The sequence below is a fragment of the Cohnella suwonensis genome, from assembly GCF_042655365.1.
Taxonomy (GTDB): domain Bacteria; phylum Bacillota; class Bacilli; order Paenibacillales; family Paenibacillaceae; genus Cohnella; species Cohnella suwonensis.
In genome coordinates, this window is sequence record NZ_JBHSMH010000007.1 from 152,368 (window position 1) to 168,414 (window position 16,047).

The window sequence follows — 16,047 nt, forward strand, 5'->3', positions numbered from 1 at the left end:
TATGATACGGTTCAGCGTATCACTCTAACGGCGAATTTAAGGCACCATTATGGTTGCCTCCTCAGTAAACATTATAAGTTCATTACTTTAGGGTATATCCGCCGATCGACGTATCGATCCCAGATTCGCCGCACGAATAAAATCGAAATGAGGACATAAGGGTGGCAGAGAGGCTGCATTTCTTCATTGCGAAGGAATGCAGCCCTACTTGTGTTAATGGTCTCTCAGTCTGTGAATGCTTCGGAATTCCATGGGCGTCATCCCTTCGAGACGCCGGAAACATGAACTGAAATAACTAGCCTGGGAGAAACCCGTCTCCAGCGCGATTAGTTTGACGGATAATGGTGTGGAGGCTAGAAGACGTTTGGCTTGAATCAAACGGGATTCTAACAGAAAATCGGGAAAAGATTTGCCGAACATCTGCCCGAACTTTCGACTGAAGTAATGCGTGCTGTATCCAGCAAGAGCTGCCGCTTGCTCGATGGAAAACGACTGGCCGCTGTGGGCGCGCACGTAATTCGCGACAGAGCGGATCTTATCGGCGGCTAGGTTGATGGGGACGTTCAGCCGATCGGACGTTGTCTGCATCAGGAGCAAGAGCTCATACAACGTGGAGGCCATCCTGTGTTCGTCCTCAATCCGGTATGTCCGCCCGATTGTCAGCATTCTATTGAATAGGTTCTCGATAGTGGACAACTCCGATATAGCGAACAGCCAAGGTTCGTCAAGTCCTTTGCCGTCCAAAAACTCTTCGAGTCGATCTCCGAAGAAATGAACCCAACGGATGCTCCAGGGCTCATAAGAATCCGAGTGATATCTTTGACGCATGCCAGGTCCAAATAAAAAGCCGTGTCCTTTGAATAATTCGTATCGCTTACCTTCTGTGTACAGGTAACCTTTACCGTTAAGCACGATATGCAAATTATAGCAGCGGTCCAAATTGTTCTCCGTCGTACGATACGGACGGTCCACGTTATGTTCGGGATAATCGCTATACCCGCCGATAAAATCCGGAAAGCATAACTGTCTTGGAAATAACGGTTTTGGAAGAAAGATATGTTCCCGCATAACCGCCTCCTGATACGCAATATATTGAAATATCTCTTAAAATTCGATCGTCATACCTGTTGATGATTAAAGTACTTAAGACAATATTTTAATACAAGTCGCACGATTTTGTCATTTATATAATTCCGTTCATCCTCTAAAATGGAGCTGTTGACTTTCTGAAATGATTACTAAATAAGGAGTGACGGACATGCAACAATTGCTCTATGGTGTCGCCTACTACGACGAGTATATGCCACACGAGCGGCTTGACGAAGATATCCGCATGATGAAGGCGGCAGGCATTAACCTCGTCCGTATTGCGGAATCGACATGGAGTACCCATGAGCCACAGAACGGCGTCTTTGACTTCTCAAGCGTTGATCGGGTGCTTGACGCCATGCACGAGGCGGGCATCCATGTCATCGTAGGAACGCCTACCTATGCAGTTCCGACCTGGATGGTCAAGGAGCATCCCGACATCCTTGCAGAGACGCCGAATGGTCCCGGCCGTTATGGCGCCCGGCAAATTATGGACATCGCCAATCCGACGTATCTATTCTTCGCCGAACGTATCATTCGCAAGCTGATTGGGCGCGTCTGCGGGCATCCTGCCGTCATCGGCTACCAGGTTGACAACGAAACAAAGCATTACCATACCAGCGGCCCAAATGTACAGTATCGGTTCGTTAAATACATGAAGGAAAAATTCGGCACGGTGGAGCGGTTAAACCAGGAGTTCGGGCTCGATTATTGGAGCAATCGAATTAACAGCTGGGAGGACTTTCCCTCCGTCGTCGGCACGATCAATGGCAGCTTAGGCGCGGAGTTTGCAAGATTCCAACGGCAGCTCGTCACCGAGTTTCTTGCTTGGCAGGCGTCCATCGTAAACGAGTACAAGCGTCCGGACCAATTCGTCACGCACAATTTCGACTACGGGTGGAAGGACGGCTCGTACGGCGTGCAGCCGGACGTCGATCACTTCTCGGCGGCCGCAGCACTCGACATCGCGGGTGTCGATATTTATCACCCTTCGCAAGACCTGCTGACCGGGAAGGAAATCTCTTACTGTGGCGATTCGGCCCGTTCGCTGAAGGGGATGAACTACTTCGTGCTGGAGACGCAGGCGCAAGCTTTCCCCCATTGGACGCCCTATCCCGGTCAACTGCGTCTTCAGGCGTTCAGCCATCTCGCCTCCGGCGCTAACATGGTCGAATACTGGCATTGGCATTCGATTCACAATTCGATCGAGACGTATTGGAAAGGCTTGTTGAGCCACGACTTTAGCTCGAATCCGACCTATGAAGAAGCGGCGACGATCGGGCGCGACTTCGCGCGGCTATCCCCAAAGCTGATCAACTTGAAGAAGAAAAACCGCGCTGCAGTACTCGTCAGCAACGATGCTTTGACGGCGCTGCATTGGTTCCCGATTCATGGCAGGAAGGTCAGCTACAACGATATCGTCCGTCTGATGTACGATCAGCTGTATGAAATGAACATCGGTTGCGATATTTTGCATCCGGATTCTGATTCATTCGAGCAATATGACTTGATCCTAGTGCCCACGTTGTATGCGGCTTCGGATGAGCTGCTCTCACGTTTGAACCTGTACGTTGAGAACGGCGGTCACATCGTGTACACGTTCAAGAGCGGATTCGCCAACGGACATGTCAAAGTCCGGACCGATGTCCAGCCCGGGTTTATAAGCAAGGTTTGCGGCGTTCAATATAGCCAATTCGTCGAACCCAATTCAGTCTCTCTCAAGGGGGATCTACTCGGGGTAGATGCTGAGCACAGCGGCGTTAACTTCTGGATGGAACTTCTTACACCAACGACGGCTGAAGTGCTTGCGTGGTACGATCATCCGCATTGGGGCGCTTATGCGGCTATCACTGAAAACCATTACGGAAGAGGCACCGCGATTTATATTGGCTGCTTGATAAGTGCCGAGGTTATGGGGAAAGTATTGGAGAGGGTCTGTCGGTCCGCAGGTTTATGGAGCCCCGACCAGGAGCTCCAGTTCCCTCTAATCGTAAAGTCTGGTACGAATAATGCGGGACGAACGGTCCGGTACTATTTCAACTATTCGGAAGAACCGAAGTCCTTCTCCTATCCACACGGGGACGGCATGGAGTTGCTAGCGGACCGGCCCGTTCACAGGGGAGAGCGGATAGAACTGGACCGCTGGTGCTTCGTAATCATTGAAGAAAGCGCGGATACAAAATAAGCAAGTGGAGTTCAATACATTCCGTTATCTCAGCTTTGGATGAAACCCGAATGCCACGCAGGAGGAAACTGCGTGGCATTTTAAGTCTTCGATCACATTGAGCTAAGAAAATTATGGATCTTATCACTCGATATCGTCAGCGGTATCTTTACACTTTCATATCTTCCGGTTGATTGTCAGAGATACGCACGGTAGGGATCCGAAGTTCTACTATTGTGCCGACACCTGCCTCACTGGCGATTTCAATGCCGTAAGTTCCTCCATAATGCAGTCGGATTCTCTCCTGAACATTGCGCAAGCCGAAGCCGCTTCCGGTGGTTTCACTAGAATCCGTTACTGCCGGAATGTTGCGTCGGAAGTTTTCCAACACCTTCTCTGGCATTCCAACTCCGTCATCCTCCACCTGAATGAGCAGGTCGTCCGCCCTTCTGCTGACGCTTATCGTAACGGTACCGCTCTTTTCCTCCTTACAGAGAATTCCGTGGAGAATCGCATTTTCAACCAATGGCTGCAAGATTAGCTTCAACACCATATATTGCAGCAGTTCTTCGTCCAGCTTAAGCACCAGTTTCAACGATCCGTTGAAACGCTTATTCTGAATGGCAAAATAGGCTGAGATCTGCGCGATCTCGTCTTTTAAGCTGACCACGTCGTTTCCCCGGTTCAAGACTAACTTGTAAAAACGGGAGACAGATTCCAGGATCTCCACGATTTCCTTCCCTGAGTTTCGGCGGGCATACCAGTTCATCATATCCAGCGTGTTATACAGAAAATGTGGATTGATCTGAGCCTGAAGCGTACGCAACTCCGCCTCTCGCAGTCGGTTTCCTGCCTCCAGTTGATCATTCATAAGTTCCGAAATCCGTTTGATCATTAAATTATACGTTCGCCCTAGCGTGCCCAACTCATCTCTTCCCAGGTGCCCCTCGAAAGGCACTGGCCTGCCGTTCTGGGTTTCTTTCATGGTAGCAGCTAAGGCTGAAATCCGCCGTGTCATGGAGTAAGAGATAAAGTAAGCAAGAGCCAGCGCAATGAGTCCAACAATGGCTGCCAGCCACGCTACTTGGTTACGAATGATTTGGCTGTCAGCTGCCAAATCACTCTTAGGAATGACTGTAACCATTTGCCAGTCTGTCTGCTCCAGCCATTGGCGCACCATAAATGCTTCTTTGCCGTTCTGTAGAGTAACGGTTTGGATAGGATCATGCGCAGGAGCAGACATTTCGTTGTCTTGCAGGTAAGGAAAATTCATTTCCTTCAGTTTTGATTCGTCGGATGCTGCCGCCAAATGCCCCTGTCGATTCTGAATCCAGGTTACACTGTTGGGAGTTGCATTCGCCTTCTTTAGGATCTCGGAAATGTTCGATTTGGGGAAATCGAAACGAGCCGCCGCTACGATACGCGAATAATCAAAGGGATCTACGATAAACTTGCCCAAAGATAACATCCCGATATTGGGACTCTCATTGCGAGTCAAGGGCGGGGTCTCGTCACCTTGCCAATCGTCGCCAGTGATCCAGACGACTAGGAGACCCTCTTGGGTGAGTCTCTTGAGCCATTTGGCATCGTGTATCTGATCCATATGAAAAAAATTGCGTTGATCGTTGGACGTAATGGTCAAATCATGAACATACACACGGACTCGCGTAAGCGTGGTACCGTCCTCAAGAGCTGCCACATAAGGGAGAAAGCTCTGAAAAAGAACCAATTGTTCATGAAGGCTTGCGGAATCGGTATTATGAGCCAACGCCTCCGTAAACGTTGAATTTTCAATCAGGATATTCGATTTCTCGATGATATTTGAGATTTTCAAGGACAGGAGGGCCGAAGTTTGTTCGAAAGACTGACGAGCTGAATAAATCAGTTTATCCTCCAGCATACGCGAAGCGTTCGAATAGTATATACCTGCCTGCATACCGAGGCATAGAAGCATCAGGAAAAAAAACGACAGCACCAGCTTATGGACCAGTCTGGCGCGGGAAGCCAGTTCGGCAAGCAAGCGAAGAAGGCTGTGAATCATGAGCGAAACCTCATTCTGTATTCTTTGGGCGTGTCCCCAGTAATCTTACGGAATAGTTTGGTGAAGTAGTTCCCATCCCGAATACCGACCATTCCGGCAATTTCCGCAACGGAGAGGCTGCGATTCTGCAATAATTCGCTGGCTTTTTCAATTCGGGTGCGGGTGATGAACGTATTTAGGTTCTCCTCCTTCTTCTCTTTGAACAGGAAGGACAGATAGGCAGGGGCCAGATGAACCCGCTCCGCCAACATCGCGACGGACAAGTCCTCGTCGGCGTAATGCTGCTTGATATAGCGGACTACCTCTTCGACGAAATTCCCCGGGGATCGCGTATCTTCCAGCGCGAGTCTGGCATCCATTAGCTGATGTTGCAAGAACTCGTTGACTTCTTGCAGGGTCTCCATTGAACTAAGAAGTTCCCAAAACAGGAGATTCCCATCTTGCCCGGCATGCGATGGATCGACGCCCCGGCTCTTCGCGAGGTTATTAAGCGCCAATGCCATCAAGGCATAAAATTGTTTCACGGACGTTACTAAATTGGACTGACGCTGCGCTAGCGCTTGCGACAGGGCATTCAGGAAACGTTCCGCTTCTATCCAATCCCTGGCCTCCAACAGGCTGGTCCATTCTTTCAGTATAGGCTGGTCCAACGGATAGGGCTTTCCGTTCTCCGCAAGCCCTTCGTCGAGCAACACGCAATCATATCCTCTGTAGAATGCTTGCTGCAGGACCACAACTGCCGATTGATAGGAATCGTATGCGGAGGCAATGCCTTCAACCGGCCGTCCGACAGCCAGTGCGAAACGTGTCTGTCCAGACAAGCTTACGGATAGGCAATCGCAGAACCGTCTCAGCGTAGCCGGTTGAAGCCGGTAAGCATAAGATCTGTCCTGATATAAGTGAATCACGGTGTACAGGTCGTCTTTTTGCGCGAGTAAATAATGAAAACCATTCGCCTCACTGCAGCATTGCACGTGTTGGGACAATCGTTCCTCCCATTCCTCTGGTTTCGGATCTCCAGCTCGATCAGATACTTTCAACAGCACCGTTACGAGATGACTTGCATCGTCAAGCGGGACATCCGCAGCTTGCGCTTGTTCCCTTAGCTGAACAGGCTCCTTCGGCCGGGTCATAGAGAGGCACAACGCCTTCCGGAGCGCTGTCAGGCGATTCGCTTCATTCCGTCTCCTTGCCTTGACCTCTCTGCAAAGATCAACCGCCGATCGAACGGCTTCCTCCAACTCCTGTATGATAATTGGTTTTTCTACATAGCTGACCGCCTTCAATTGGATGGCCGCCTTTAGATAGTGTTTGTCGGAGTATCCGCTCATAAAGATGATCGCGCAATCCGGAAAGAGTTCTTGAATCCCAATGGCCATGTCAATTCCGTTCATCCGCGGCATTCGAACGTCTGCCAGAACGATGTCAGGCCTCCACTCCCGAGCCTTGAACAGTCCATTCACGCCGTCATCCGCATAGGCTACTGCGCTTACACCTAATTCTTCAAGGTTGAGGTTTTCTGTAATTCCTTCTCTGGTGATCACTTCATCATCAACGATGAGCATTCTACACATAACGACCCTCCCGCATAATTCCCAATCTATTTCTATATGTAACATGAAGACGGTTGGTTTCAAAGCTGACGCAATGCGGATTTCCTGTATTTCTAAGAATTTTACTATGATCTAAAAACTTTACTAGAGCCCGGTAATAACGATCGTGCTATCTTTTGGGATATACAACGGAAGGAGAACGACAGTGGAGAATCGGAATAGATGGCAGAAATGGTGGAACTACCGATATTTGATTCTGATGCTTGCGCCGGGAATCGCGTTTTACTTTATCTTCTGTTATGTGCCTATGGTTGGGGCAGTTATTGCATTCAAGCGGTATGACTACGCGGGAGGCTTTATGGGCAGTCCATGGGTCGGTTTGGAAAATTTCCGTTTCCTGTTTATCAACGATCAAATCTGGAACGCCCTTCGCAACACCGTTCTCTACAATTTGGTCTTTATTGCTTCCGGTCTTGTACTTCAAGTCTCGGCGGCCATTGCCATCTCGGAGGTCGCAGGGAAGTGGTTCAAGAAGTTGAGCCAGTCAGCCATGTTCCTGCCGTATTTTATCTCTTGGGTCGTCGTCGGCGCCTTTGTCTACAATTTATTCAATCCTGACTATGGCTTTTTCAACACGATGCGGAAGGCGTTTGGCATGGATCCGGTGGACATCTTCGATAAGCCCATGTACTGGGTAGGGATCATCATCTTCTTTTACGCATGGAAGGCATTGGGATATGGGATGATTCTATACCTGGCGGCAATTGCCGGCATCGATCAGGAAATGTATGAAGCTTCCCGGATAGACGGAGCAAACGTTTTTCAGAAAATCTGGTACATTACGCTTCCATGCCTGGTCCCCACCGCGATTATTCTGGTGCTCTTGAATTTGGGCAGCATCTTTCGAGGCGACTTCTCGATGTATTACCAGATTGTCGGCGAGAATGCCTTGGTGTACAGCCATACAGACGTAATCGATACCTTTGTGACACGGGCTTTGCTCAGTTCCCGCGAAATGGGAATGGCGGGTGCAGCGGGATTAGTCCAGTCGGTCCTCTGCTTCGCCATCATTCTGATAGCCAACGCTTCGGTCCGCAGGATCAACCGCGATTATTCCTTATTCTGAACGAAAGGATGCGAAAGAATGCCCGTTTCTAAGGATACGCGATTAATGCGCTTCATCGCTTATACATTCATCGCGCTGCTTTCCGTCTTGTGCCTGTTTCCCTTCATTCTTGTCATATCGGGATCCTTATCCAGCCAGCACTCCATCATTAATTACGGCTATCGGCTCATTCCATCCGAATTTTCACTGGCTGCCTACGACCTCATTTTCTCTCGCCCGAGCGAGATCGCACAAGCATACTTGGTGACAGTCGCAACGACGGTACTGGGTACCTTGACCGCCTTGTTTATAACGGCCATGACAGCCTACGTCCTTGCCCGCAAGGACTTCGCCTGGAGGAACAGGGTGTCGTTCTTCTTCTACTTTACGACGTTATTTAGCGGCGGATTGCTCCCGTGGTACATTCTGATTACCCAATATTTGAGACTGAGCGACACACTTCTTGTACTTATTCTCCCCATTCTCTTGAACGTATTCAATCTGTTGGTCATGAAGAGCTTCATGCAAGCCATTCCGGATGCCATTACCGAATCAGGTAAGCTAGATGGCGCCAACGATATTGTGATCTTTGTACGGTTGATCCTGCCCTTGGCCAAACCTGCGCTTGCATCAATTGGACTATTTATCGCCCTGGGATACTGGAACGACTGGACGATGAGCTTCTTCTTCGTACAGGATAAGGATTTGTATACGCTCCAGTTCTACCTTTATAAGATTGTTGCCGGCGCACAGGCCTTGGCTAAGCTTGTGAATATTCCGGGTAAGGATGTGACCAAACTTCCAACAGAGACGTTAAAGCTGGCAATGACAGTGGTGGCGACAGGACCGATCATTTTGCTATACCCCTTTGCGCAGCGGTACTTCGTGTCGGGACTGACGATTGGGGCGGTCAAGGGATAAACAAGCCCAGGCAACAACGCGAATCGATCTGGATAAGCCCGCGCAAGCGGTTTATCGATAATGATGAAACTATATAAAGACGGAGGTCAAAGAATGAAATTAAAACGCTTCAATTTCAAACCAGCATTGGCTTTACTGGTAGTCGCGATACTGATCATGTCTGGCTGCAGCAATGGAAATTCAACAAAGGAGAATGGCAATTCGCTGTCGGAGCCCACATCTTCATCCGATTCGACCACTTTGGTAAACGGAGTGGATATCTCCAAAGAGCTGGAACTGACGATGTATTTGGTCGGCGATCCCCAACCCGATGCGGAGCTTGTCTACGAAGAGGTCAACAAGAAGCTGAAAAAGGACCTGAACACGACGCTTAAGGTCAAGTACATCCCGTGGGCCGATATGGATAAAAAATACCCTTTGCTGTTCGCATCCGGGGAAGAGTTCGACATGATTTATGCAGGCGACTGGGTAGGGTATTCTGAAAATGCTAACAAGAATGCCTTCAAAGAACTCACTCGGGACATGATCGATAAGTATATGCCTGATTACGTAAAGTATTTGTCCCCGGACGCTTACGATCAAATCAAGGTCAACGGCAAGATTTACATGATCCCCTATCTAAACAAGCAAGTCGTTGGTCATCCACTGTACTTCGTCCGGGGTGATTTGCGCGAGAAATACAATATTCCTCCGGTCCAAACCTTGAACGATTACTTGAACTATATCAAGACGGTGTATACGAACGATAAATCCATCAAAGGTTATGACGGTCGATCGGTCATGGTCGAAGGTCTGATCAACGATAGCCTATACAAGATGCCGCAAAACTTGCATAGGCTGACATCGAACGCTCCGTTGTTCTGGACGAGCCTGGCGAACATGGACGGCAAGGTAGTTTATGCACTGGACGATCCGAATTACATTAATGCGCTGAAGAAGGCTAAGGAATTGGCTGATGCGGGGATGTGGTCTAAGGGCATCCTGTCTCAAAAGACGGAAGGCCCTCAGCTATTCAACGAAGGCAAGGTCTTACTCAACGGAGGTCACATCGAATTCTCAATACAGACGCACACCACGATCATGCAAAATCATCCGGAATGGAAGCTAGAAGTTGTTGATCTGTATCCGGATGTTATCCATGAATCCAGCTCGGCCGCTCGAAGCGGCATGGCCATCAATGCCAGATCGAAAAACGCGGAACGGGCCATGCTGGTACTCAACCTGTTCGGCAGCAACAAGGAGTATTATGACCTGACCACATACGGTATTGCCGGCAAGCACTTCGAGCCTGTCGGAGACAATAGGCTGAAGGTCACGGAGCTTGGAGACAAGAACTTCCCGCCTAAAGCAAATAGTCCTTGGGGCTGGGAGAACAAATCGTTCATGCGTTATGACGTTTCTGTTCCGGATGATCTGATCAATACCGAGACGAGATGGATCAGCGACAACAAATCATCCACAAGCCCGGTCGTTTCCTTCGCCTTCAATGACACCAATGTGCGCAACGAGATGGCCGCAATCAGCAATCTTTATCAATCGTCGGGCATCATTCTCACAACGGGGTTGACTCGCAATTTCGACGCCGATCTTGCCAAGTTCAAGGACGAACTCAAGAAAGCCGGCATCGACAGGGTTAGAGAAGAGCTTCAAAGGCAATTGACCGCCTTTATGCAATCATTCCAGTAAAAGAGGAAATCTGCCGGGGGGGATAAATCCAACCCGGCTCTTATGTTTTGGATGTGCCCTGATCCAAAAGGGGGACGTCAATGTTGAGTATAAGAATAATGGTCTTCAGGAACGGTTATAAGTGCAGGCCTTCTCACGACGGTACTTACGTTATACGGGCAATGGATGGGCTAGTTGGGGTTAAATGGGGAATGCCAATTATTCGCCGTTACTTATGATACGGCTCAGCTTAACGGGTCTATCGGCGAAACTTGAGGATCCCACAGATTCCAGAATTCGTCGTCGAATTTTCGCCCTTCTCGTAATAGGCGATCGCGGGACATTAAAATCAAATACACCGAGGCTGACTCTGTGCAATTTTAACTGTCCGAACGCGATATTTAGAACCTGTTGTATCGTCTGTTGCCCTATGCCAAGTCCTTGAAAGTTTCTTCGACTTGGCCTTGAATAAACTCATCACCAACAGCTACCAAGAGCTTCCCTTCTCTTTCGAGAATAACTAGGTGCTCGGACGGTGGAGCAATCAACTTACGAGGATACCTCTGGTTAGGCACATCACGCAAGCCGAATGAGTTTCCCCATCCCATGTAGTCCACTCCCAATAAACTTGATGAAAAGCGCGTAAGTTATATACTCAATCGCAACGATCATTCAAGAAGCCTTATTTCTTAAGGTAATGACGCCAATCTTCCCCTTAACGTCTATAAAACCGATATAATTTTCCGGGAACTTTTGGTGTTGGTCCCAGGTCAGCGGTTCGCTGTCCAGAATGGTTCCAGCTTCCAATTCCTTAGGGTAGGTAAGCACGATATTTCCTTTGACGTCGATAATGTGGAAACTTCCGTCCGGAGCGTCCCAATCGACGAGCTTCTCATCGGTTACAGGCCCGTCGTATACACGGGAAAGGCCATTCTCGTATTCACCGATTAATGCATACCCGTTTGCAAAAGCAAGATGGCCTGACCTGTCAATATAATAGCTTGTAGTATTTGTCCCTTCTCCCATTCTCAACACCGCAAAACCTGCTTGGTCGAAGACGGAAAGGCTCATTTTCTGATCTGGATTAATCCCATTCTTGGATAACTCTTCTCGGATCATATCGATAGACAATACGATTTCTCCTTGAGCATTGATTACGCCGCTCAGCTTGCCCTTTGTAATCACCGCATATCCATTGTCAAATACTGTAGCGCTATCCCATTGCGGTTCCGAGATAAGTTTCCCTGTTTTATCCAAGTATCCGTATTTTCCATTTTTCTTTACCTTACTGATCCCATTGTGAAACGGTTCCACCTGATCCCACTGCGGCTCCGATATTTCCCGGCCGGCGTCAGATGCAAAGCCGTACTTTCCATTCCGGGCGACAATGAATATTCCTTTCTCAAATGTGAGCCCGTCGATTACGCTTTTGTCAGATGGCAAATCATACTTCAACGGAATGACCAGTTTCCCTCTCCTATCCACAAAACCGACTTTGCGGTTTTTCACAACAGGCGCCATTCCTCCCGAAAACGAGCCGATTTCATCCCACTCGAATTTGCCCAGGTTTTGACCTCTATTGTTGATTAAACCGTACTGTTTGCCGCTCCTGACTTTGTAAACGCCGATATCCGTTTCGACACTGCCAATTCGAATGTCCTCGTTCCACACTACCTCCTTCACATTGGCGATATCGCTGTATTGAAACGGAATAATCACTTTTCCTTTTTGATCGATAACGCCGTATTTCCCGGTTTTCTTGACGACGGCTTGACCGTTGTCGAAATAACCGCTTCCCGCTGACTCATTGCCGAAATATTTATCGGCCCTGATATCATCGTATGCTAACGGGACAATGGTTTGGCCGCCAAGCGTTATGACTCCGTATTTTTTGTTTTTCCCCGCAATAATAAGTCCGCCATTCAACGTCAGTTTCAGATTGGGGGCATCTCTCAAGGCATTAAAGCGAAGGGAGCTATACTGGAAAGGAACGATGATTTTGCCGGTTCTGCTGACGATCCCGTAAACTGCACTCGCCCCCAACCCTTTGTTTGCGGCATACACAACTCCGCTGCGAACATCAACCACTCTCTGTAAATAATCGTAGATCATCGGAATAGTAAACTTGCCCTTGGCGTCAATGACGCCCGCACGCTGTGGTTTGACGATCATCTTGCCGTTGTCGCCTAATTTAATGGTGCCGTACGCGCTAACGATAGCTTCGCCGTTATAGAAGTCGGCTACGAGGACGTCAGACGGCAAAGTGAATACGACACGCCCATTCATACCGACGAATTCATTGGTTGAAGCTGATTTTTTACGTTGGCCCAAAGCGCTCTTGGCATTAACGACAAATATTTTTTCGAACCGAGGTTCAAATACCGTTCTCCCTTGCAAGTCAATCAATCCGTATTGCTTGCCCTGCTGAATTCGATAGAAGTCACCCACGCGCTTAACGGAATCCAGCTTTGCCTCGATGATCGTTTCCCACTCGTATCTGGTATTCGCAACAAGCAAACTGGAATCGGTGTTCGCCCATACATTCGATGAGTTCAACAACAAACATAACAAAAAGAAACAAAGAAGCTTTTTCGACATAAGGGACATCTCCTACTCTGAAAAAAAAGAATTTTTTAGCACGTACTACCCGTTGCGCCGATCCGACCAGCTTCCGCACCGCTCTGTCATATAAAACCTACAGAATTTTTTTCAACTAAACTTCCCATTCCTCTCATACTATTGAAAATACCGTGCGGAGTAAATAAAAAGTTCATCCTCGTCGTTTCCAATAGGCGGATTCGTGCTCTCATATTACAAGAAGACCCCTTTTACGTTTACGAGGAGTCGCTTTTTTGAGATGACCCCTTAAAGCGCGCAGAAGCACGTTTACGCCGACTTTTCCGTCGAGGGTGGTCCATTCCAGACGGTTTTTTTTCAAAAAACTTGACGTTACCTATGATACGGTTCAGCGTATCATAAATGAGGCGAAATTAAAGGGCACCCTCAAGAAGGGTGCCCTAATTCTTCTATCCCTCAAATTAGAAAGATATCTGGAATGTGATATCTAATAGGATCGGATTTTTTCCTTTGGTAGGGCTTCATTACTCCTATACTAACAAGCTCATTTATTGTTAGCTTTTCATTGCCTTTTTTTACACTTCATTTTTGAAACGCTTCGAATAGGTCTTCTTCATAAGCAGGAAACTCTAACATCGCGTTCTCTAGATTTTTGCTTTTATCAAGTGTGCACCATGAAATAACTCTAATTGCTCTGCTTCTTTTCTTGCGGCAGAAGAAAATAGTTTTCATATGCTTCTTGGTACTATCTGGTCATTAGTATCTGCTAAATGGTTTCTTATCCAATTATATGAGAAAGCTGCTTTCCCAGTACATTTTTGCCGAATATATAACCAACTTTAGCTCAAATCAAATACATAAAAAAGCACACTCACGATCCTTCCTGTGCCCATTCGGTCCCGACAAATTTTACATTCGTTAAACGATTTGCGGATTCTCTTCTGTTATAGTAGGAGTCGGTTACGCTTTGTCCCAGAAAACCGCAGCCAAGAAACTTTCGATCTGAAAAGGTGCAAACGATGAGAATGTGGAGTGCCATTCTTCGCGAATTCGCGAATTCCAAATGGGCTTTGACTTGTTTTTTGATAGCAGCAGCATTCTTCATGCTGGATGGGTTTACGATCTCCGGTTCTTCAGTCGTCGCCTTCTCGTGGTGCGGGTGCGTCAGCTTTCCCCTCGTTGGCATCTTGGCGCGAAGGATTGCCCTAACCGGCAGAGGCCATTGGACGGAGAGGCTCGCGATACCGGTGATTTGTTTGATGGGCATCTTGTGGTTGGAAAACTCTCTCTATCCGATCGAAAATACGCTTCTTTGGTTCACGCTCAGCTTTATCGTATCATCACTCGGTTATTTTGCGCTCATTTTCGCCGCCTTGTACAGGAGAAAAACGCGATTCGTTGACGCTGACGGGAAGCTGACGGATGCTTTCTACGTCATCAAGACGCTCTATACCTTCATCGTTTGGATGGCTTCCATCTTCTCGTTGACTGCAGGCGAACTCTCATATTCTCCTCCGTATATTTCCGTTTCGTTCGCGGGTACCCCGATCCTGTTGGCCGTTCTTGCACTCGAAATGTCGCTTCGGCATCGAAATGCGAACGAATATGGGGCTAAAGTTCGTTTTTCCTTCAAGTTCATGAGGGGATGGAGCGCAGCCTGTTTATTGGCGGCGGGTGTATCGGTTATCCTCATTCTTGTGCAGTTTCAACGCCCGGAAGAGATTGCAAATTATGTTCCCGACCACCCCTTGGTTTGGGTAGGATGGGTTAGCTTCATCTTTATCGCCTTGTTTTCGTTCATCGCTTTTCGACCCCGTGCGGGCTTCCGCTGGCTGGCGATCCTTATGATTTACGTGTGGGCTTTCTATGGCCATTTCGCGTTAAACGTAAACTACTCCAGTTCCCCGGAGACTCAAATTTATACGATTATTGCCATACTGCTTCTGTATGTATTGATTATCGCAGCATCGTTGTGGAGAGCCAGGCACGCTTTTCTCGATGGAGACGGCAAAATAAACGGCTATTTCGAGTATCTAAAATCTATAGCTTCCGGCTACGGCTGGATTATGGCTACCGTGGTCGTCCTTATCTTATCGAGGCTTCATCAGTCGACGATGCGGGTAGTCCTCTGGGGAGGCATACCGTTGTCAGTGGCGCCTCTTATTTTAGCGATCTTCGGGATGGAGTATTATTTGCTATGGACAGCCATTTCGAAAAACATGAACAGGCAGGAGAAAGGGGCTTTGGTTTCAAAACCGGGATGGAGGAGGCTCACGCTATGGCTCTGGTCTTCACCGCTTCTGCTGCTTATGGGATTGAATCCCATCGGATTCAAGGTGTTAGGAGGACTGGCACTCGTTTGCAGCGCGGTATTCGTCTACCATACATACAATCTGAAAGACCGCAACAGGTGGAGCTTCCTCATCCTCGGATGGTTCTGGAGCGCGCTCGGCATTTATTTCATAAACGTGCAATTCGACCAAGCCGGAGTGTCGCTGGCGTTAGCGAATTTTTTGACGCTTCCGGTCTATACAGCTTTTCATATGACGGCTATTTGGAGGCAACGTAAAGATTTGGTGAATCAAGGGGGACAGATCGGAGAAGGGTTTCTGCATTATAAGGCGATGGCTGTTTGCGTATCATGGCTCTTCGGGACGGTTGCCTTTATTCTCTATAAAGTGTGGCTCATGTTCGAAGACAGCTCCCCTTTACTCATTGCTTCCATACCTTTGGCGATCGCTCCGATGATCAACGGGCTTTATTTGATGGAGGCGTGGTTTCGAAGCCGTCAGGATCGCATGAAAACGGTTCACAACCGAAATGGCCTGAATTTGAACTGTTAAAGAGTAAGGTGTTTTGAACCATACGAGTTTATTTAGTGCTTCTGCCGGACGTAAGAATATCACACAAATCTGAAATACAGCCAGGCAGG

General features: G+C 48.2%; 9 protein-coding genes. 5 read left to right on the forward strand and 4 right to left on the reverse strand.

Features of this window, described 5'->3' with window-relative positions; all coding sequences use genetic code 11:
• Window positions 1-213: 213 nt before the first annotated feature.
• On the reverse strand, window positions 214-1,068 hold the full coding sequence (locus tag ACFPPD_RS05500; protein WP_209746581.1) for an AraC family transcriptional regulator: 855 nt from the start codon (window positions 1,066-1,068) through the stop codon (window positions 214-216).
• Window positions 1,069-1,258: 190 nt separating this feature from the next.
• Here ACFPPD_RS05500 and ACFPPD_RS05505 point away from each other — a divergent pair, with 190 nt between their 5' ends.
• On the forward strand, window positions 1,259-3,274 hold the full coding sequence (locus tag ACFPPD_RS05505; RefSeq protein ID WP_209746583.1) for a beta-galactosidase: 2,016 nt from the start codon (window positions 1,259-1,261) through the stop codon (window positions 3,272-3,274).
• Between the two features lie 148 nt (window positions 3,275-3,422).
• Here ACFPPD_RS05505 and ACFPPD_RS05510 read toward each other — a convergent pair whose 3' ends face one another.
• Complete coding sequence (locus ACFPPD_RS05510; RefSeq protein WP_209746585.1) at window positions 3,423-5,294, reverse strand: cache domain-containing sensor histidine kinase; 1,872 nt, start codon at window positions 5,292-5,294, stop codon at window positions 3,423-3,425.
• The gene (locus ACFPPD_RS05515) at window positions 5,291-6,868 is read right to left on the reverse strand and encodes a response regulator (protein WP_209746587.1); all 1,578 of its coding nucleotides are present in this window, start codon (window positions 6,866-6,868) and stop codon (window positions 5,291-5,293) included. The genes ACFPPD_RS05510 and ACFPPD_RS05515 overlap by 4 nt, the downstream gene beginning before the upstream one ends.
• A gap of 184 nt (window positions 6,869-7,052) precedes the next feature.
• On the opposite strand from ACFPPD_RS05515, the gene ACFPPD_RS05520 reads away from it, so the two are divergent.
• The 3 genes from ACFPPD_RS05520 to ACFPPD_RS05530 all read left to right on the forward strand — a co-directional run bounded on the left by ACFPPD_RS05520 (window position 7,053) and on the right by ACFPPD_RS05530 (window position 10,559).
• Window positions 7,053-7,973: an ABC transporter permease gene (locus ACFPPD_RS05520; protein WP_378081455.1), complete on the forward strand. Its 921-nt coding sequence runs from the start codon at window positions 7,053-7,055 to the stop codon at window positions 7,971-7,973.
• Window positions 7,974-7,991: 18 nt separating this feature from the next.
• Window positions 7,992-8,873: a carbohydrate ABC transporter permease gene (locus ACFPPD_RS05525; RefSeq protein ID WP_209746589.1), complete on the forward strand. Its 882-nt coding sequence runs from the start codon at window positions 7,992-7,994 to the stop codon at window positions 8,871-8,873.
• A 93-nt stretch (window positions 8,874-8,966) separates the two neighbouring features.
• Window positions 8,967-10,559 (forward strand): extracellular solute-binding protein, encoded by a 1,593-nt coding sequence (locus tag ACFPPD_RS05530; protein WP_209746590.1) that lies wholly within the window; start codon window positions 8,967-8,969, stop codon window positions 10,557-10,559.
• 651 nt (window positions 10,560-11,210) lie between these two features.
• Here the strand turns inward: ACFPPD_RS05530 and ACFPPD_RS05535 are convergent.
• Complete coding sequence (locus tag ACFPPD_RS05535; protein WP_209746594.1) at window positions 11,211-13,136, reverse strand: WG repeat-containing protein; 1,926 nt, start codon at window positions 13,134-13,136, stop codon at window positions 11,211-11,213.
• 998 nt (window positions 13,137-14,134) lie between these two features.
• On the opposite strand from ACFPPD_RS05535, the gene ACFPPD_RS05540 reads away from it, so the two are divergent.
• Entirely contained in the window at window positions 14,135-15,958 is a 1,824-nt protein-coding gene (locus tag ACFPPD_RS05540) for a hypothetical protein (protein WP_209746596.1), read from the forward strand.
• The last annotated feature ends 89 nt before the right edge of the window (window positions 15,959-16,047 follow it).